The organism is Helicobacter pylori (assembly GCF_900120335.1).
In the GTDB taxonomy this organism is placed as follows: domain Bacteria; phylum Campylobacterota; class Campylobacteria; order Campylobacterales; family Helicobacteraceae; genus Helicobacter; species Helicobacter pylori_BU.
The window spans coordinates 1,087,683-1,105,981 of record NZ_LT635477.1 but is presented as its reverse complement, the minus strand read 5'-3'; the positions used below and the strand labels follow the sequence as shown (position 1 = coordinate 1,105,981).

At 39.7% G+C, this 18,299-nt stretch carries 16 protein-coding genes and 2 pseudogenes; 10 read left to right on the top strand and 8 right to left on the bottom strand.

Features of this window, described 5'->3' with window-relative positions; genetic code table 11:
- Positions 1-473 precede the first annotated feature (473 nt).
- The 4 genes from rlmN to rsmA are packed head-to-tail and all read right to left on the bottom strand — an operon-like array spanning position 474 to position 5,461.
- Positions 474-1,547, bottom strand: coding sequence for a dual-specificity RNA methyltransferase RlmN (gene rlmN, locus CS889_RS05370; RefSeq protein WP_089087064.1), 1,074 nt, complete (start codon positions 1,545-1,547; stop codon positions 474-476).
- Positions 1,544-2,533 carry a KpsF/GutQ family sugar-phosphate isomerase gene (locus tag CS889_RS05365; protein ID WP_089087063.1) on the bottom strand — a complete coding sequence of 330 codons (990 nt, stop codon included), beginning with the start codon at positions 2,531-2,533 and terminating at the stop codon, positions 1,544-1,546. Before CS889_RS05365 ends, rlmN begins: the two co-directional genes overlap by 4 nt.
- On the bottom strand, positions 2,517-4,595 hold the full coding sequence (locus CS889_RS05360) for a ribonuclease J (RefSeq protein ID WP_089087062.1): 2,079 nt from the start codon (positions 4,593-4,595) through the stop codon (positions 2,517-2,519). The genes CS889_RS05365 and CS889_RS05360 overlap by 17 nt, the downstream gene beginning before the upstream one ends.
- Positions 4,596-4,645: 50 nt before the next feature.
- Positions 4,646-5,461, bottom strand: coding sequence for a 16S rRNA (adenine(1518)-N(6)/adenine(1519)-N(6))-dimethyltransferase RsmA (rsmA, locus tag CS889_RS05355; RefSeq protein WP_089087061.1), 816 nt, complete (start codon positions 5,459-5,461; stop codon positions 4,646-4,648).
- Positions 5,462-6,062: 601 nt separating this feature from the next.
- On the opposite strand from rsmA, the pseudogene CS889_RS08745 reads away from it, so the two are divergent.
- Positions 6,063-6,182 (top strand): annotated as a pseudogene (locus CS889_RS08745) (hypothetical protein); the annotation flags it as partial.
- Between the two features lie 317 nt (positions 6,183-6,499).
- Here CS889_RS08745 and CS889_RS05345 read toward each other — a convergent pair.
- On the bottom strand, positions 6,500-7,120 hold the full coding sequence (locus CS889_RS05345; RefSeq protein WP_089087060.1) for a hypothetical protein: 621 nt from the start codon (positions 7,118-7,120) through the stop codon (positions 6,500-6,502).
- 101 nt (positions 7,121-7,221) lie between these two features.
- On the opposite strand from CS889_RS05345, the gene CS889_RS05340 reads away from it, so the two are divergent.
- From CS889_RS05340 to CS889_RS05305, 8 genes and pseudogenes are all read left to right on the top strand, one after another.
- Positions 7,222-7,476 carry an RNA-binding S4 domain-containing protein gene (locus CS889_RS05340; protein ID WP_001217177.1) on the top strand — a complete coding sequence of 85 codons (255 nt, stop codon included), beginning with the start codon at positions 7,222-7,224 and terminating at the stop codon, positions 7,474-7,476.
- A gap of 19 nt (positions 7,477-7,495) precedes the next feature.
- Positions 7,496-10,258 carry an isoleucine--tRNA ligase gene (ileS, locus tag CS889_RS05335; RefSeq protein WP_089087059.1) on the top strand — a complete coding sequence of 921 codons (2,763 nt, stop codon included), beginning with the start codon at positions 7,496-7,498 and terminating at the stop codon, positions 10,256-10,258.
- 16 nt (positions 10,259-10,274) lie between these two features.
- On the top strand, positions 10,275-11,189 hold the full coding sequence (locus CS889_RS05330) for a CpaF/VirB11 family protein (RefSeq protein ID WP_089087058.1): 915 nt from the start codon (positions 10,275-10,277) through the stop codon (positions 11,187-11,189).
- Positions 11,190-12,494 carry a flagellar protein export ATPase FliI gene (gene fliI, locus CS889_RS05325; RefSeq protein ID WP_089087057.1) on the top strand — a complete coding sequence of 435 codons (1,305 nt, stop codon included), beginning with the start codon at positions 11,190-11,192 and terminating at the stop codon, positions 12,492-12,494. It abuts the gene before it with no gap.
- A gap of 10 nt (positions 12,495-12,504) precedes the next feature.
- Positions 12,505-12,771 (top strand): flagellar biosynthesis protein FliQ, encoded by a 267-nt coding sequence (gene fliQ, locus CS889_RS05320; RefSeq protein WP_000445741.1) that lies wholly within the window; start codon positions 12,505-12,507, stop codon positions 12,769-12,771.
- A 2-nt stretch (positions 12,772-12,773) separates the two neighbouring features.
- Positions 12,774-13,553, top strand: a complete 780-nt coding sequence (locus tag CS889_RS05315; protein ID WP_089087056.1) for a UDP-N-acetylmuramate dehydrogenase — start codon at positions 12,774-12,776, stop codon at positions 13,551-13,553.
- A 3-nt stretch (positions 13,554-13,556) separates the two neighbouring features.
- Positions 13,557-14,411: pseudogene (locus tag CS889_RS05310) on the top strand (EcoRI family type II restriction endonuclease).
- Complete coding sequence (locus CS889_RS05305; protein ID WP_000087152.1) at positions 14,392-15,354, top strand: adenine-specific methyltransferase EcoRI family protein; 963 nt, start codon at positions 14,392-14,394, stop codon at positions 15,352-15,354. The pseudogene CS889_RS05310 and the gene CS889_RS05305 overlap by 20 nt, the downstream one beginning before the upstream one ends.
- Positions 15,355-15,364: 10 nt before the next feature.
- Here CS889_RS05305 and CS889_RS05300 read toward each other — a convergent pair whose 3' ends face one another.
- From CS889_RS05300 to rsfS, 3 genes are read right to left on the bottom strand one after another with little or no spacing between them, the layout of a single operon-like run.
- Positions 15,365-16,471, bottom strand: a complete 1,107-nt coding sequence (locus tag CS889_RS05300) for a glycosyltransferase family 8 protein (RefSeq protein WP_089087055.1) — start codon at positions 16,469-16,471, stop codon at positions 15,365-15,367.
- Positions 16,472-17,368 carry a tRNA (adenosine(37)-N6)-dimethylallyltransferase MiaA gene (gene miaA, locus CS889_RS05295; protein ID WP_089087054.1) on the bottom strand — a complete coding sequence of 299 codons (897 nt, stop codon included), beginning with the start codon at positions 17,366-17,368 and terminating at the stop codon, positions 16,472-16,474.
- 7 nt (positions 17,369-17,375) lie between these two features.
- Positions 17,376-17,717, bottom strand: a complete 342-nt coding sequence (gene rsfS / locus CS889_RS05290) for a ribosome silencing factor (RefSeq protein ID WP_001076144.1) — start codon at positions 17,715-17,717, stop codon at positions 17,376-17,378.
- Positions 17,718-17,775: 58 nt separating this feature from the next.
- Here rsfS and queF point away from each other — a divergent pair, with 58 nt between their 5' ends.
- The gene (gene queF, locus CS889_RS05285) at positions 17,776-18,222 is read left to right on the top strand and encodes a preQ(1) synthase (protein WP_000187329.1); all 447 of its coding nucleotides are present in this window, start codon (positions 17,776-17,778) and stop codon (positions 18,220-18,222) included.
- Positions 18,223-18,299 lie beyond the last annotated feature (77 nt).

The window sequence follows — 18,299 nt, the reverse complement described above, 5'->3', positions numbered from 1 at the left end:
GCATGCTCCTTACAAGGTTGGTCTGCCCCATAATGCGAACTTATGGGGCGTGATGAAATCCTACAACAAACCCCCTTAAAACTTCTCATTTTACAAACGCTAAAACAAGATTAAAAAATTGAATGAAAAGATAGAAAAATGAAACGCCCCAAAAGTCAAGGGCAAACCCGCTTTTTAAAGGAAACCCCTAAGTTTTTCAACTCAGGGGAACTTTGGCTAATACATTACTTTTCTATAGAAAAGACCACTTTAAACCCCTTAAAAGAGATTTTAATGTATAATACTAACCAAGAGTTTTTATCATGCTTTCTTTTCATGATAAACCCTTTTAACCGTGATTTGCCCCATATCGTAACTATGGGGCGTGATGAAATCCTACAACAAACCCCCTTAAAAACACCCCTTGAATGGCACCAAACACGCATGGCAAATGGCCTAAAGTCTATAAATACGGGTTTTTAAGGGAGTGGTTTTTAAATTTTCTGCTGGAGCTTTTTCTCCCTCAATTGCCCGCAAGCCGCTTCAATATCCAAAGCTTTAGACTCTCTAATGGTGCATAATAAGCCTTTGGCGTTTAAAAAATCCGCAAACATTCTGGCGCTCTCTAAGCTAGGGCGTTCAAACTTAGAGCCTTCATGCGGGTTGAATAAGATCAAATTCACTTTGGATTTAATGCCGTTTAAAAGTTTTAAAAGTTTTTTAGCGCAATCCAGGCTATCGTTTAGATCTTTAATTAAAAGGTATTCAAACATCACTCTTTTTCGTTGCTCTAAAGGCCATTTCCTCACTTCATTCAAAACGCATTCAATGTTGTATTTTTTATTCAAGGGCATTAAAGACGAGCGCGTTTTATCATCTACGGCGTGTAAGGATATAGCTAATTGCACGCCTAAATTTTTGCCCGCTAAAATGGGGATTTTATCGGCTACGCCGCTCGTGGAAATGGTGATCCTTTTGGGTGAAATTTGCATGCCGGTATTAAAAATTTCAATCGCCTTACACACCTCATCTAAATTGTTCAAAGGCTCGCCCATTCCCATAAAAACAATGTTGAGCGCTTTTTCAATGGGGAGGTTATTGTCCTCTTTAATGAGCAGGGCTTGCTGGATAATCTCGCTCGCTTTGAGATCCCTTACAAAACCGCCTTTTTGAGTGAAACAAAACGCGCAACCCACTTGACAGCCGATTTGACAAGACACGCACACGGTGTATTTTTCCCCCTCTAAAACGGCGTTCGTTTCTTCATCAATCTTTTTGTCTTTCATTTTCAACAACACCGCTTCAAAAGTGTGGTTGTCCCTTAAAGATTTAAAAAGGTATTTTTTAGAGCCATCAACGCTCTCCCTCACATGCGCGATTTCTATCGTGCGCAAAGTAAATTCTTGCTCCAAATAAGCGATAAAGTCTTTTGAAAAATTATTTTGCATGTCTTTAAAGCTTGTTTTATACTTCGCATAGAGCCACAAATAAAGCTGTTTAGCCCTAAAACTTGGTTTTAAAAGTTGGCTCAATTCATCTAAAGTGAAATCATAAATACTAGCTTTCATGCTTTAAGCCCTAATTCTAAAAGTTGGTGCAAGTGCAAGACCCCTAAAACCTTATTGCAATTATCCACGCACACTAAAAGCTGGATCTTATGGCGCTCTAAAAATTCTAACGCTTCTAAAAGAAGGGCGTCCAAATTCTTAAAGCTTTTAGGTTTTAAAGTGGCAAAATGCTTCACCTCACTCTCCAAACTAAGCCCTTTTAATAGCGCCCTACGGACATCGCCATCACTCAAAATCCCCACAAGTTCGTTGTTATCATTGACTAAAATCGCGCTGCCTAGGCGTTTTTCACTCATTTCTATGAGCGCATCTTTAAAACTTGTGCTAGGAGCGATTAGGGGGAGGTTCGTGGTTTGCAATAAGTCTTTAACCTTGACAAAAAGTTTTTTGCCTAAAAGCCCGCCCGGATGAAAGGAGGCAAAATCTTCTTGGCTAAAATTTTTCGCTCGCATCAAGCATGCCATTAAAACATCGCCTAACGCTAAGGTTAGGGTGGTGGAAGTCGTTGGAGCGGTGTTGATCGGGCAAGCTTCTTTTTTGATTTTCAAGCTTAAATAATAATCGCCAAGTTTAGAGATCGAACTATTAGGGCTTTTAGTGAAAGTGATGATTTTATGGCTTAAGCGTTTTAAATGGCTCACCAGATTCAATAATTCTAAAGACTCGCCCCCATAGCTAATCATTAAAATCACATCGTTTTTTTCTACCATGCCCAAATCCCCATGCATGGCTTCTGTGGGGTGTAAAAACGCGCTCCTGTTACCGGTGCTTAGCATGGAAGCAACGATTTTTTGCGCCACTAAAGCGCTCTTACCCACGCCCACAATCACAAGCTTGCCCCCCTTTTCTTGGCTCTTTAAAATGAGCTTGACAATGGCTTCTAAATCGTTAGGTTCTTGGAATTGCTTAACGCTTTCTAAAAGCGCGCTCGCTTCATCTCTTAAGACTTGTATAGCGGTAGCGTTACAATCAAAAAGAATGGGCATGACAAATGATAGCCGGGTATTTTCTAAACTTTTTAAAGAGCGCTTTTCTGATGAAATTACGAGTGTGATCTTCTAATTTTTTAGGGTTATTCAAAATTTCGGCGTTGCTGGATTTCAATAACACCTCTAAGCCCCCTTGAATTTCTTTAATCAAATGCTTTTCATCTTTAAAGCCCACAAGCCCTAAACTAGAAAATTGAGAGCTTTCTAAAAGCGCTTGTTTGTTTTTATTCACAAAAATCGTAGCCGCAAACACCCCAGCACTAGCGACTTCTTCTCTTTGTTGCACGATGCTTGTGTCAATACTCAAATTGCTTTGGTTATCCACATAGCTTTTACCGCTTTTAATCGTGCCGACTTTTTTGATGAACGCAGGGCCAACTTCCACCTGATCACCATCTTCCATTAAATAGATATTTTTTTCAGGCACCCCGCAAGCAATAGCGGTTTGTTTGTGGCGCGCGACATGGTTATATTCCCCATGCACGGGTAAGAAAAACTTGGGCTTAATGAGTCTTAGCATGAGCTTTTGCTCTTCTTGGGCGGCATGCCCGCTCACATGGATATTGTCAAATTCTTGATAAGCCACTTTGGCTTCTTTTTTGATCAAGAAATTCAACACCGCTGAAACACTCGCTTCATTGCCAGGAATGGCTTTGGCGGAAATGATGACTAAATCGTTGGGTTTGATAGAAATGTGGCGGTGTTCATCAGTCGCCATGCGATAAAGCGCGCTCATGGTTTCGCCTTGTGAGCCGGTCGTTACGATTAAGACTTCATTGTCTGGGTATTTAGCGACTTCATTGGCTTCAATAAAAGATTGATAAGGCAAATGGATATAGCCCAATTCTCTAGCGATGTCTAGGTTTTTTTCCATAGAGCGCCCGATCACAGCGATCTTGCGGTTGTATTTGATACCGTATTGTATGGCTTGATAGACCCGGTGGATATTGCTAGAGAAAGTGCTCATAATCACCCTCCCTTGCGCTTCTTTAAAAAGGGTATCAAAAGCCGGCGCTATGGTGCTTTCACTCGGCGTGGTCCCGGATTTATGGGAGTTCGTGGAATCGCTTAAAAGAAGCATCACCCCCTTTTCGCCATAGTGCGCTAAACGATACAAATCCGTGGGCAAATTATCCACTGGAGTGTGATCGATCTTAAAATCGCCGGTGTGGATGATCGTTCCAGCTTTAGTTTGGATCGCTAAAGCGCTGCTGTCAATGATAGAATGCGTGATATGGATCCATTCAATGATAAATTCGCCCACGCTAATGGGGCAACGCTTTTCTACGATTTTAAAATACGAGCGGTATTTTTTCAAACCATGTTCGTCAAACTTGCTCCCAATCAGCCCCAAACTCAAAGGTGTGCCATAAAGGGGGAATTGCAACTCTTTAAACAAATAAGGCGTGGCCCCTATGTGATCTTCATGGGCATGGGTGATGATAATGCCGGCGATTTTGTCCTTGATTTGGTGCAAATAGGAAAAATCCGGGATTAAAATATCCACGCCAAAAAGCCCCTCTTTAGGGAAGCTCATGCCCGCATCAATCACGATCGCGCTTTTTGGGGTTTCAATGACCATCATGTTCCCCCCAATCTCGCCCAAGCCCCCTAAAGGCGTGATCTTAACGCTCGCTTTAGAGTTGAGATTCATCTTATAATGCGGGTTTAAATGCTCCACTTGGATCTTGTTATTCGCTTCAACGCCCTTTTTGAGTTCCTTATGAAAACCTAAAGTCCCTCTCTCATTCACATGCAAAATTTCCGTAACGCCCTCTACTTTGTTGTTATCCAATTCTTCTTTGGCGTAATTTCGTGTTTTTTGGGGGGCATGTTTAGGTTTGTGGTGGTTGTTTGGCTTTTTGTTGGGGCGATGCTCTTTTTTATGGTACGAAGGCGCTTCATGGTTTGAAGACTCTGCGTTTTTTTGCGCGTTTTCTCTGAAACGCTTTTTGCGGTTGGTGAATCGCTCAAACGCCCCGGCTCGCACCCCATGGTGATCTTTTGAGTTTTCACTGCTGTCTTCATGGTTTTCATTATTTTGGTTGTTATCAGTCATAACGATTATTCCTTTATTTCAATTTTTATCTTTCAATTTTTAAAAAAGCATTAGCCTTTTAAAACGGATTTTAAGAGCTTGAGATAATCTTTTACCTCAGACGCCCTCACGCTTGTTGGTTGGTTTTCTAACGCTAGAAAATCTAACACCTTATCAAGCTTTTCTTTATAAGAAACGCTTTTTTTAAGATTGTTTGAAAGCGTCTTCCTAGGAGATGAGAAACAAGCTTTCAAAAAATCTTCTAATGTTTCAAACCCTTTTTGTAGGGCTTCTTCAAAAAATGGCGCTGGGGCTAATGAAGCCAACGCCTTTTCTTTCAGCGGCTCTTTGATCACTTCAAACACGCTAGAAAACACCTTTGGAGGCGGACTAAACGCGCTAGGCGGCACATCAAACAAAAGGGTAGCATTCCCTATTGTGTGAGCTAAAACGCTCAACGCATTCTGTGAATCTTTAGCACAAAATTTGAGCGCCACTTCCTTTTGCGTCATCACCAATAAGCCCCTGCATTTAGGGTCTTTGAGCGCATTTAAAACAAGCCTAGTAGCGATATAATAAGGCAAATTAGAAATCAAAAAATAAGGCTCTTCTTCTTTTAAAAAAAGAGCGTCTTTTTCTACCAATTCTAACTGAAAAGGCTTTTTTTCTGCCTTTAACCTCGCTCGCATTTTCTCGCACAAATGGCTATCTATCTCATAAGTCTTTAAAGGATAGCGATCCAACAACTTGAGAGTCAAATCCCCTAGCCCCACGCCGATTTCAATCAATTTTAACGGGTTTAAAGGGGGCAAAGCACCAACAATTCTGTCTAAAAACGACTCGTCCGTTAAAAAATGCTGTCCTAAAGACTTTTTAGCTACTACCATAAGAAGCGCTTCTAAAATTCCTCATATTATACCTTAAAAAGGGGATTTGTCTTTCCTTTTTAATGCAACTTCTTTATTATAGCTTTTTTCATTCAAAGATGTTGGTAGTTTTGACAACAGAAGCGCTTGAATTGGCGCTCGTGTTAAAAATTAGTATTAAAATCTTTTTCGTTAATAATTGGTTAGATTTTGCATTATAGAATGAAATCCTAGCCAGTGAGCTAGAATTAAATTTCAATTAAAGGAGTCATCATGGCACACCATGAACAACAACACCAAGCGCAACAACAGCAACAACAAAAAGCACAACAACAAAACCAACAATATTGATTGGGGCGTTTATGGGGCGGCCTTAGGGCTGCTTTCTAGCTTTTAATTCTTTCTTTTAAGTGCGAATTTCCTTTCAAGACCAAAAATTTTAATGGTATTGGATCTAGTATTCACTACCAAGTGTTGTTTGCTTTAGCCCTCTTTTTTCAAGTAGCAAAAATTTAAAAATTAGCGTCAAAATTTCTTCCATTAACAATTGATTAGATTTTATACTGTAAAATGAAATCCTAGCCAGTGAGCTAGAATTTAATTTTTAATCAAAGGAGTCATCATGGCACACCATGAAGAACAACACGGCGGGCACCACCACCATCACCACCACACACACCACCACCATTATCATGGCGGCGAACACCACCATCACCACCACAGCTCTCATCATGAAGAAGGTTGTTGTAGCACTAGCGATAGTCATCATCAAGAAGAAGGTTGCTGCCACGGGCATCACGAGTAATATCGGTGTGGCTAGGGGCAACTTGACTAGGGTTGTCTCTGGCTTTGACTTTAAGATATAATCATTCCATTCTAACCCATTCTGATCAAACCCATTAAATCCAATCAAACCACCGCAACACGCTTGATTTTTATTTTTACAAACGCTCATTAATACTCATCAATGCCCATAAAAAGTAAATTTTTATTTATATAGTATCGTTAAAACTTTTTAATATTTTAATACCAACGCTCCATAAAACAAGGCCTTGCGCTTTATTGCTTTAATTCCCACGCGTCTTTAAAAGAAGCGTTTTTAAGCTTTAAATTCAAGCTCCCTTCAATCCATTGGGTATTAGCCCCCTTTTCGTTATTGTCAAATAAAAACACCCCTAAAAAGCCTCTAGGGGTTTTAATCAGGCTCAATTCCACGCTAGGGAGAACGATCTTGCTGTCAGGTTTGACTTCAAAGGCTAGGAAAAAGGGGCGGTTGTTCTTAAAATCGTAGCCATTTTTGGTGTATGAATAGCCGGGGGCGCTTTGCAAGATGCCTTTTTGAGTTTCCACGCTAAAAGAATCCAAGTAATAAAACCCGGGCTCTAGCTTGAACGATTGGACTTTGGCTAAAGCGTAGCGGTTTTTCCATAAAAGCATGAAACGATTGCTCCCAAGCATGAACAAAGGCCCCCTAGGGTCTTTGAGCTTTGCTTTAGGGTTTTTCTTAAGCGTTTCATTGTGTTTGGCGACAACTCCTCTATCCACTTTGCGCCAATAAGTGCGCACGCTTTGGCCTTGATGCGCGATATACATATTCACCAAACCAGAATGATGGCCTTTAGGGGGCAAGCAAGAGGCTAATAAAAGAGCGGCTAACAAACTCACAATTTGAAACTTCAAACAAATTCCTTAAAAAGAGTGGTGGCTGAATGCTAACATGCTAAAACTAAAACCTTAATAAGTTATGGATAAAAACTTAAAGAATAGGGTAAAATAAACGCATGCGAATAGACAAATTTTTACAATCAGTGGGTTTAGTGAAGCGGCGCGTTTTAGCGACAGATATGTGCAACGTAGGGGCGGTGTGGCTCAATGGGAGTTGTGCTAAGCCCAGTAAAGAAGTGAAAACAGGCGATGTGATTAGCTTGCATTATTTAAAAGGGATAGAAGAATACACGATTTTACAAATCCCCACTTTAAAAAATGTGCCACGAAAAGACACGCACCTTTATATCGCTCCTAAAACAAAAGAATAATAAAGCAAAGGATAATATAATGAAAGAATACAAAGACACCTTAAACTTAAACGAAACCACCTTTTCTATGAAAGGGAATTTGAGCGTCAATGAGCCTAAAACTTACGCCAAATGGCAAGAACAACAAGCGTTCAAACGCATGCAAAATAGGAAAGATAACCATGGGAATTTCACTTTGCATGACGGGCCGCCTTATGCGAACGGGCATTTGCATTTAGGGCATGCCTTAAATAAGATTTTAAAAGACATTGTCGTTAAAAGGGAATATTTTAAGGGGAAGAAAATCTATTACACGCCCGGTTGGGATTGCCATGGCTTACCCATTGAGCAGCAAATTTTAGAACAATTGGAAAAAGAAAAAACGAGCCTAGAAAACCCCACGCTGTTTAGAGAAAAGTGCCGAGATCATGCGAAGAAATTTTTAGAAATCCAAAAGAATGAGTTTTTGCAATTAGGCGTTTTGGGGGATTTTGAAGATCCTTATAAAACCATGGATTTTAAATTTGAAGCGAGCATTTATAGGGCTTTAGTGGGAGTGGCTAAAAAAGGGCTTTTGAAAGAGCGCCACAAGCCTATTTATTGGAGTTATGCATGCGAGAGCGCTTTAGCGGAAGCTGAAGTGGAATACAAGATGAAAAAATCACCCTCCATTTTCGTGGCGTTTGATTTGAAAAAGGAGGGTTTAGAAAAATTAAAAGTCAAAAAAGCGAGCTTGGTGATTTGGACGACCACGCCTTGGACTTTGTATGCGAATGTGGCGATCGCTTTGAAAAAAGACGCTGTTTATGCACTCACCCAAAAAGGCTATTTAGTCGCTAAAGCCTTGCATGAAAAATTAGCCGCTTTAGGGGTGGTGGATAATGCGATCACGCATGAATTTAATTCCAATGATTTAGAATATTTAGTGGCTACAAACCCGCTCAATCAAAGGGATTCGCTGGTGGTTTTAGGGGATCATGTGAGTTTAGAAGATGGCACAGGAGCCGTGCATACCGCGCCCGGGCATGGTGAAGAGGACTACTATCTGGGCTTAAAATACCATTTAGAAGTGTTAATGTCTGTAGATGAAAAGGGTTGCTATGATGAGGGCATTATCCATAACCGATTATTAGATGAAAGCTATTTGGGCGAACACATTTTTAAGGCTCAAAAACGCATTATAGAGCAATTGGGCGATTCTTTATTGTTAGAGCGAGAGATTGAGCATTCCTACCCGCATTGCTGGAGGACGCACAAGCCTGTGATTTACAGAGCGACCACGCAATGGTTTATTTTAATGGATGAGCCTTTCATGCAAAATGATGGCTCTCAAAAAACCTTAAGAGAAGTGGCTTTGAATGCGATTGAAAAGGTGGAATTTGTGCCAAGTAGCGGGAAAAACCGCCTAAAAACCATGATAGAAAACCGCCCTGATTGGTGCTTGAGCCGGCAAAGAAAATGGGGCGTGCCACTGGCCTTTTTCATAGACAAACGCACGAATAAGCCTTGTTTTGAGAGCGAAGTTTTAGAGCATGTGGCGAATCTTTTTGAAGAGAAAGGTTGCGATGTGTGGTGGGAATATAACATAAAAGATTTATTGCCCCATAGCTATCAAGATAACGCCAAGCATTACGAAAAAGTCATGCACATTTTAGACGTGTGGTTTGATAGCGGTAGCACCTTTAAGGCGGTTTTAGAAGACTATCATGGGGAAAAAGGGCAAAGCCCTAGCGATGTGGTTTTAGAAGGGAGCGATCAGCATAGGGGGTGGTTTCAAAGCTCGCTTTTAATCGGTTGTGTTTTAAATAATCAAGCCCCTTTTAAAAAGGTCATTACGCATGGCTTTATCGTCGATGAAAAGGGCGAAAAAATGAGTAAATCTAAGGGCAATGTGGTGTCTTTGGATAATTTACTCAAAAAGCATGGGAGCGATGTGGTGCGCTTGTGGGTGGCGTTTAATGACTATCAAAACGATTTGAGAGTCTCTCAAACCTTTTTCATTCAAACAGAACAGCATTATAAAAAATTCCGTAACACCCTTAAATTCTTACTCGCTAATTTTAGCGATATGGATCTCAAGAATTTAGAACGCCCCCATGACTTTAGTCCTTTAGATCATTTTATATTAGAGGCTTTAGAAACGATAAGCGCTGGAGTCAATAGCGCGTTTGAAGAGCATGATTTGGTGAAGGGCTTGAATATTTTAATGGCGTTTGTTACCAATGAATTGAGCGGGATTTATTTAGACGCTTGTAAGGATAGCTTGTATTGCGATAGCAAAAATAATGAAAAACGCCAAGCCATTCAAATGGTCTTACTCGCTGTGGCTAGTCAATTGTGCTACTTTTTAGCCCCGATTTTAACGCACACGATTGAAGAAGTTTTAGAGCATAGCCAAGTGTTGCGCGCGTTTTTACAAGCCAAAGATGTGTTTGATTTAAAAGGCATTAGCGTTTTAGAAAAACTCCACCTTAAAGAGTTTAAAAAACCAGAAAATTTTGAAGCCGTTTTGGCCTTGCGCTCTGCCTTTAATGAAGAGTTAGACCGATTGAAAAAAGAAGGCGTGGTTAAAAATTCGTTAGAATGCGCTATTGAGGTGGAAGAAAAAGCGTTGCGTGAAAATTTGATAGAAGAATTGCTGATGGTGAGCTTTGTGGGGGTTGCAAAAGAAAAATTGAGCGAGACGCCAGCATTCACGCTCTTTAAAGCCCCCTTTTATAAATGCCCCAGGTGTTGGCGTTTTAAAAGCGAGTTAGAAAACACCCCTTGCAAGCGCTGCGAAGAGGTTTTGAAAGAGCGATGATAAAAGGATAGGGCTTTTGGAAACTTTACAAACTCATAGAGTTTTACAAGCCCTAATCGGCCATTTCACCCCATTTTTAGAAAGCGGGATCACAGAGCTTATCATCAATACCGAGCAAGAGCTTTGGCTTTATAAAGTCAATAACACACGAGAAAAAAGAGGGCATGCGCTTTTTAATAAGGCGTTTTTACTCAGATTTTGCGAGCAATTGGCCAGTTTTAGGGGGTTGTTTTTTGATGAAGAGCACCCCACTTTAAATTGCTCTATCCCTTTCACGCGCTATAGGGTGAGCGCGAATCATTTTAGCATCACTGCGAACAATCAAATCACGCTCAATATCCGTGTGCCTAGGCTTAAGCCCTTAAGTTTAGACGATTTCACTTTCAAAGCAAGCAATCCAGAAAGTTTGAAAAATTTAGCCCTAAAAGGGCATAACATTCTCATTAGTGGGGAGACTTCAAGCGGTAAAACAAGCTTATTAAACGCTCTTTTAGATTGCGTCAATAAAGATGAAAGGGTGGTGAGCGTTGAAGACAGCCAAGAACTGGATTTAAAGGCGTTCAGCAATTGCGTGGGGCTTTTAGTGGGCAAGCAAGAGAACACGCGCTTTAATTATGAAGACGCTCTCAATATGGCCATGCGCTTAAACCCGGACAGGCTCATTGTGGGCGAGATTGACACCAGGAATGCGGCGCTCTTTTTGCGTTTAGGAAACACCGGGCATAAGGGCATGCTCTCAACCATTCATGCTAATAGTGCTCAAAACACTTTAGAAGCCCTTTCATTGAATTTGAGCATGCGTTATACGCATTCTTTGGATAAGGATTTGATGCGCGCATATTTTAAGAGCGCGATTGATGTGATCGTGCATGTGAATAGAATCAATGATGAGCGCCAGATCGCTGAAGTCTTATGGACTAAAGAGCTTTAAATGCCCCTAAAATCCTTAAAAAACCGCTTGAATCAGCATTTTGATCTATCGCCTCGCTATGGGAGCGTGAAAAAAATCATGCCCAATATCGTTTATGCGGATGGTTTTAACCCGTCTGTGGGCGATGTGGTGAAGATTGAAAAAAGCGATGGCAGCGAATGCGTGGGGATGGTGGTGGTGGCAGAAAAAGAGCAGTTTGGTTTCACGCCCTTTAACTTTATAGAGGGGGCTAGGGCTGGCGATAAGGTGCTGTTTTTAAAAGAGGGGTTGAATTTCCCTGTGGGCCGTAATCTTTTAGGGAGGGTGCTTAACCCTTTAGGGCAAGTCATTGACAATAAGGGGGCGCTAGATTATGAACGATTAGCGCCTGTGATCACAACGCCTATAGCCCCTTTAAAAAGAGGTTTGATTGATGAGGTTTTTAGCGTGGGGGTGAAGAGCATTGATGGGCTTTTGACTTGCGGTAAGGGGCAAAAACTGGGCATTTTTGCCGGCTCTGGGGTGGGTAAATCCACGCTAATGGGCATGATCACTAGGGGTTGCTTAGCGTCCATTAAAGTGATCGCTTTGATTGGGGAAAGGGGCAGAGAAATCCCTGAATTTATAGAGAAAAACTTAAAAGGGGATTTAAGCTCTTGCGTGTTGGTGGTCGCCACGAGCGATGATAGCCCTTTGATGCGGAAATACGGGGCCTTTTGCGCGATGAGCGTGGCGGAGTATTTTAAAAACCAAGGGCTAGATGTGTTGTTTATCATGGATTCAGTGACTCGTTTCGCTATGGCTCAAAGAGAAATCGGTTTGGCCTTAGGCGAACCGCCCACTTCCAAAGGCTACCCCCCATCCGCGCTTTCTTTATTGCCTCAATTAATGGAGAGAGCGGGCAAGGAAGAAAATAAGGGGAGCATCACGGCTTTTTTTAGCGTGCTAGTAGAGGGCGATGATTTGAGCGATCCCATAGCCGATCAGGCCAGGAGTATTTTAGACGGGCATATTGTTTTGAGTAGGGAATTGACCGATTATGGGATCTACCCGCCTATTAATATTTTAAACTCCGCATCAAGGGTGGCTAAAGACATCATCAGCGAGTCTCAAAACCTTTGCGCGAGAAAATTCCGCCGTTTGTATGCGTTATTGAAAGAAAACGAAATGCTCATTCGCATCGGCTCTTATCAAATGGGGAATGATAAAGAGCTTGATGAAGCGATTAAGAAAAAGGCTTTAATGGAGCAATTTTTAGCGCAAGATGAAAACGCTTTGCAGCCTTTTGAACAAAGCTTTCAGCAATTAGAAGAAATCTTAAGATAAAAGGAATGTTATGGAATCACAACTCATGAAACTCGCCATTGAGACTTATAAAATCACTTTGATGATTTCTTTACCGGTATTGCTAGCGGGCTTAGTGGTGGGGCTATTAGTCAGTATTTTTCAAGCGACCACTCAAATCAATGAAATGACCTTGTCTTTTGTGCCTAAGATTTTAGCCGTGATTGGGGTGCTGATTTTAACCATGCCGTGGATGACTAACATGCTTTTAGATTACACTAAAACCTTAATCAAGCTCATTCCTAAAATCATAGGCTAAAAATGCTAGAAACTATCATTGATTTTTCTCGTTATAGCAGCGTGAAAATCGGTGCGCCTTTAAAAGTGAGCGTTTTAGAAAACGATGATGAAATTTCTCAAGAACACCAGATCATCGGTTTAGCGAACAACCTTTTAATCGCTCCTAGCGCGAAAAATCTCGCCCTTTTAGGCAAAAACTACGATTATATTTGCGATCATGGCGGATGCGTTGAAATAGGGGGGGCGGCCAACTCGTCTAAAATTTTTAATTATTTTAGGGCACATGATTTAGGGGGTTTGGAGTTTTTAGGGCAATTGCCTGGCACTTTAGGGGCGTTAGTTAAAATGAATGCCGGCATGAAAGAATTTGAAATCAAAAATGTTTTAGAAAGCGCTTGTATTAATGATGAATGGCTAGGGAGTGAAGCTTTGGGGTTGAGTTATCGCAATAGCAAATTCAATGGCGTTGTCTTAAGGGCGAGGTTTAAAAAAACGCATGGCTTTAGACAAGAAGTTTTAAAAGCGTGTCAAAGCATGCGCAAAAGCCACCCCAAATTGCCTAATTTTGGGAGCTGTTTCAAAAACCCGCCTAACGATCATGCGGGCAGGCTTTTAGAGGGCGTGGGCTTAAGGGGTTATTGTCTAAAAAGAGTGGGATTTGCTAAAGAGCATGCGAATTTTTTGGTGAATTTGGGGGGCGCAGGATTTGAAGAAGCCCTGGATTTGATAGAACTCGCCAAAACCAGAGTGTTACAAGAATACGGCATCCATTTAGAAGAAGAAGTGAAGATTTTAAGGTAGAAAATGGCTAAGAACAATCAATCTCAAAGATTGAGTAAACAACATAAAGAGTCTTTAGGTGTTGCGAATATTTTTACTGACGAGGCTAGATTGCACGATATGGGTGTGAGCAGTATCTCTAAACTTGTTATGCAAAAACTTGAAGATGAATTTAAGAGCTTGTCATTTAGACACAGAGCAAGCATAACCAAGGAAGAAATTAATTCTGTACTGCAAGGACTTGATGATGAACTTGGAAGAACCTTGTTTATTTAAAGTTCTAAAATAAAACCTGATGGAGGTATCATTGAGGTTAAAGATGATGATGGGAATTGGAGAGTTATATTAATAACAGAAGCTAAATATCAGGGAAAAGATATAGAAAATATTCAAAAAGGAATATTAGTGGGTAAATATAGCAATCAAGATTTAATGCAAGCTGGGAATGCCATAGAAAGAGCGTATAAAAATATTGCTGAAATGGCTAATTTTATGCTCAAAGAATTACATTTCCCTTACATTTTATTTTTAGAAGGTTCTAATTTTTTAACTCAAACCATATCAGTAAAAAGACCTGATGGGAGGGTAGTAACTCTTGAGTATAATTCTGGAGTTCTTAATAGATTGGATAAATTAACGGCAGCTAATTACGGAATGCCCATCAATCAAAATTTATGTCAAAACAAGTTCGTTCAATATAGAGATAGAATCATTATGTTGCAGGCTATTTCTATTTATACACAAGGAGATGGACAAAAATGGAATTTAAATAAAATGTTTGAAATCATGCTTGAAGTAGCTAGAACTTCTCTTAAAGTCTTAGGTAGTTCACTTTTTAATCAAATTATTGGTAAAAACAATGTCAAGAAAAGCGACTAATCAAATATTGCAAAAAGCTAAGAAACTAAAAAGCGATGAATTTTATACACAATTGGTAGATATAGAAAACGAGTTACAATACTATAAACAACATTTTAAGAATAAGGTTGTTTTTTGCAATTGTGATGACGCAAGGGTAAGTAATTTTTTTAAATACTTTTTTGTTCATTTTCAAGAACTAGGGCTTAAAAAATTGATTTCTGCTTGTTATGTGGAATCAAAAATATTTAGCACTAGCAACCAAAACTCAAAAGGATTTTATTGCGAATATGAAGGGAAAAAGGATTGGCAAACAACCATTAATGAGTTGAATTTTTTCAAAGGAGATGGTGATTTTCGCAGTAAGGAGAGCATTCAATTGCTAAAAGAAGCAGATATTGTAGTAACTAATCCACCTTTTTCGCTTTTTAGAGAGTTTGTAACGCAATTGATCGAACACAGCAAGAAGTTTTTGATTATTGGAAACATCAATGCAATTACATACAAAAATATTTTTAATCTAATTAAAAATAATAAAGTATGGTTAGGCATGCATCTTGGTCGAGGAATTTCAAGTTTTATTGTTCCAAGACATTATGAACTTTATGGCACAGAAACTAAAATTGATAGCTTAGGTAATCGCTTAATCTCTCCTAATAATTGCTTATGGCTCACAAATTTGGATTATAAAAAAAGGCATGAGATATTGCCACTCACAAAAAAATACAATAAAAATAAGTATGAGTTGTATGATAATTTTGATGGAATTAATGTGAATAGAACCACAGATATACCTTTGGACTATAGGGGTTCTATGGGAGTACCTATAACTTTTTTACACAAGTTTAATCCTGAGCAGTTTGAGATTATTGGTTTTAGGAAAGGAAATGATGGCAAGGATTTGTCCGTGAATGGTAAATGCCCCTATTTTAGAGTTTTAATTAGACATAAAAAAGATTACTAAAGGTGTATTCTTAATGTTTAGTCTTACAAAAGGACTTCAAAATATTTTTTATCCTAAAATAAAAATAATCCCTAATCGTTTTTGATCTTATGTGGGTTTTAAAAGATTGCATTTGTTGGTCTTTAGCCATTTCAAGGCGTTCTTTAAAAAAATCGTTTTTAAAAGGGGTGCAAAAAAGGTTGGCGAGCCAAAAACTCGCTTCAGCTTCATAGCAAATCAAACGCCCGTTTAAAGAACTCACAGAACGCCAGGGCTTGTATTTGATGAAATGGAGCATGACGATGTTTTTAGGGTAGTGCTCTTTGAAAGAATCAGAATAGCAATTATAATAAATAGGCAATTCTAAAACGCGTTTCCAAAACACCATATTGATTAAACACTGCTCAGGGTAAAAAAGGTCTTTCCCTCTATTTTTCAAAAACTCCAAAGCGATTTTTTCAAACCCATTTTCGCGCCACAAATCCAAATTCGCCACCAAAAAGCCCATGTTAAAGCCTTGATGGATGCGTTTTAATTCGTTTTGGCTAAAGCGCGAAAGATCAATTTTAAAATTCTTGCATGTTCGCTCAATAAAACGACAAAAAGCTTCAAAAGGAAGGTGGGAAAAAGTGTCTCTCACCATGCCAAGCAATTTAGTGGGTTCGTTATCCAGCGCAAAATAAGCGCTTGCAACATCGCCTAAAAACACCGTATCCACATCTATGGAAATGATTTTAGAATAATTAGGGAATAATGAAGCGAGCAAGAGCCGGCACAAAACAAGAAGCCCGCCATAACGCTTGGAGCAAGACTCATTGAGATAGCTTTCTATGGAATGATCGAGCGAATTGATATTGATAAACTCTAATGAAGCGAATTTTTTAAAAGGCTCAATGGTTTTTAAAAGCTTGTTTTGCTGCTCTAAAGTTACCCCTTTAACCAAACAATGGATTTTATACACGATGTTAGCGCCTAAAAGTTTGTTGTTTTGATTGAGAGGGCTAAAATCTATCGTGCTCGTGTGCCTGCTCGCATGGGAGAGTAACGAATAAAGGCTCACGCCTGCCCCTAGCACGTAATTTTTATCAAAACTCATAAAAATAGGGATAATTTGATCGGGTAAGTTTTGCGTATCCATTTATCGCTCCCTTGTATCGCTTTTTGAGTGTTTTAAAATCGCATGCCTAACTTCTTCAACGCCCCCCATATAAAGGTTATTGAATTGGGTTTTATTGAAAGTGTTTTGGCGCTTGGCTAATTTCATGGTGTTAGAAACAATCGCTTCTTCTAGCTCCTTTAAAGTGAGTCGTTTTTCTAAATAAAGAACGCTCTCTTTAACGCCTATGGCTTTAAAAGGCTGCGAATCTTTAGGGTATTGGGTATAGAGGGCTTTGATTTCTTCAATAAGGCCGCAATCAAGCATGTTCTTGGTGCGCTGTTTGATGTTGTTATGGAGTGCGGTTTTTTCAATAGACAGAGCGAATAAGGAGATGGCATGCTCAAAGGGTTTTTTAGGGTTAGCCTTGAAATACTCGCTTGGGGGCGTGTGGGTGGCATAAAAGATTTCTAAAGCCTTATGGATGCGGTAAGTGTCGTTTGGATGGATTTTAAAAGCCATGTTAGGGTCAATGGATTTTAAAAATATATAAGGGTCAGCTAGGGCGCTGATTTCTCGCTCTATTTTTACAACCTCTTCATCGCTCAGTTTTGGCATGCTACTCAAACCTTCTAAAATGGATTTGAGGTAAAAACTGCTCCCTCCCACAATGAGTAAAATTTCTTTTTGGGATACTTTAATGGCGTCCTCTAAAAGGGTTTTAAAAAGGGGGGCGTTATTTTTTTCATCAATGTTAAGGTAGTCTAGGGCGTAATGTTTGATATTTTTTCGCTCTTTTAAACTCGGTTTAGCCGAAGCGATATTAATGTCTTTATAAATACTCAAAGAATCCAAAGAAAAGATTTCAGCATCTAATTCTTGGGCTAATTCAATGGAAAGAGAGCTTTTGCCGCTCCCGCTAGGCCCTAAAAGCGCGATGAGTTTCTTAGGCGTTTTGATAAGGAAGCCCTCTTTTATAAGCGTTCAAAAACCCTTCTAAATCAAATTTTTTACGGCATTCTTCGGTGAAAAGATGGATCATCAAATCCCCTAAATCCAAAATGATCCACTCTTCATTAGACTCATCTATTTGGTAAAAGACTTCGCCTAACGGCTTAAGGGTGTTTTTAAGCACATCTAATAAAGAAAGGGCATGCTTATTCGCTAGCGTGGTGGCGATAATGACATCTTCTACCAAATAGGGGGTTTTGGATAAATCAATGTGCGTAATATCAAAAGCCTTTTTTTCATCTAATAAAGCCGTAATCATTTCTATGCGTTGGTTCATGAGTTTCCTAAAAAATGGGTTAAAATAACCTTATTATAACTCAAATCAAGGAAGATTAATGACCCCTGAATCAAACCTCAAATCCTTAGGCGCTAAAACGCCCTATATTTTTGAATACAACAGCGATTTACTAGAGGCTTTCCCTAACCCAAACCCCAATTTAGACCCCCTAATCACCCTAGAATGCAAGGAATTTACAAGCCTTTGTCCGATCACTTCCCAGCCGGATTTTGGCGTGATTTTTATCCGCTACATCCCTAAAGATAAAATGGTAGAAAGCAAGTCTCTAAAACTCTACTTGTTCAGTTACAGAAACCATGGGAGTTTTCATGAGAGCTGTATCAATACGATTTTATTAGATTTAGTCCAATTGCTAGAGCCAAAGTATTTGGAAGTGTATGGGGATTTTGTTTCTAGAGGGGGGATTGCGATCAAGCCCTTTGTGAATTATGCGATCAAAGAATACCAGGACTTTAAAGAAAAACGCCTTTTGGATGCGAAATAACGCGCAAGAGAGGGTTTTAAGATCAAAGCCGTTCCAAGTTAAATGGACAGGTTAGAGAGAGAATGAAAAAAGAAAAA

Bases quoted from the DNA above. Each gene is read 5' to 3' on its own strand.
- rlmN (WP_089087064.1), bottom strand. From the start codon at position 1,547: ATGAAAGCTAGTATTTATGATTTCACTTTAGATGAATTGAGCCAACTT.
- CS889_RS05365 (WP_089087063.1), bottom strand. From the start codon at position 2,533: ATGCCCATTCTTTTTGATTGTAACGCTACCGCTATACAAGTCTTAAGA.
- CS889_RS05360 (WP_089087062.1), bottom strand. From the start codon at position 4,595: ATGACTGATAACAACCAAAATAATGAAAACCATGAAGACAGCAGTGAA.
- rsmA (WP_089087061.1), bottom strand. From the start codon at position 5,461: ATGGTAGTAGCTAAAAAGTCTTTAGGACAGCATTTTTTAACGGACGAG.
- CS889_RS05340 (WP_001217177.1), top strand. From the start codon at position 7,222: ATGCGAATAGACAAATTTTTACAATCAGTGGGTTTAGTGAAGCGGCGC.
- ileS (WP_089087059.1), top strand. From the start codon at position 7,496: ATGAAAGAATACAAAGACACCTTAAACTTAAACGAAACCACCTTTTCT.
- fliI (WP_089087057.1), top strand. From the start codon at position 11,190: ATGCCCCTAAAATCCTTAAAAAACCGCTTGAATCAGCATTTTGATCTA.
- fliQ (WP_000445741.1), top strand. From the start codon at position 12,505: ATGGAATCACAACTCATGAAACTCGCCATTGAGACTTATAAAATCACT.
- CS889_RS05315 (WP_089087056.1), top strand. From the start codon at position 12,774: ATGCTAGAAACTATCATTGATTTTTCTCGTTATAGCAGCGTGAAAATC.
- CS889_RS05305 (WP_000087152.1), top strand. From the start codon at position 14,392: ATGTCAAGAAAAGCGACTAATCAAATATTGCAAAAAGCTAAGAAACTA.
- CS889_RS05300 (WP_089087055.1), bottom strand. From the start codon at position 16,471: ATGGATACGCAAAACTTACCCGATCAAATTATCCCTATTTTTATGAGT.
- rsfS (WP_001076144.1), bottom strand. From the start codon at position 17,717: ATGAACCAACGCATAGAAATGATTACGGCTTTATTAGATGAAAAAAAG.
- queF (WP_000187329.1), top strand. From the start codon at position 17,776: ATGACCCCTGAATCAAACCTCAAATCCTTAGGCGCTAAAACGCCCTAT.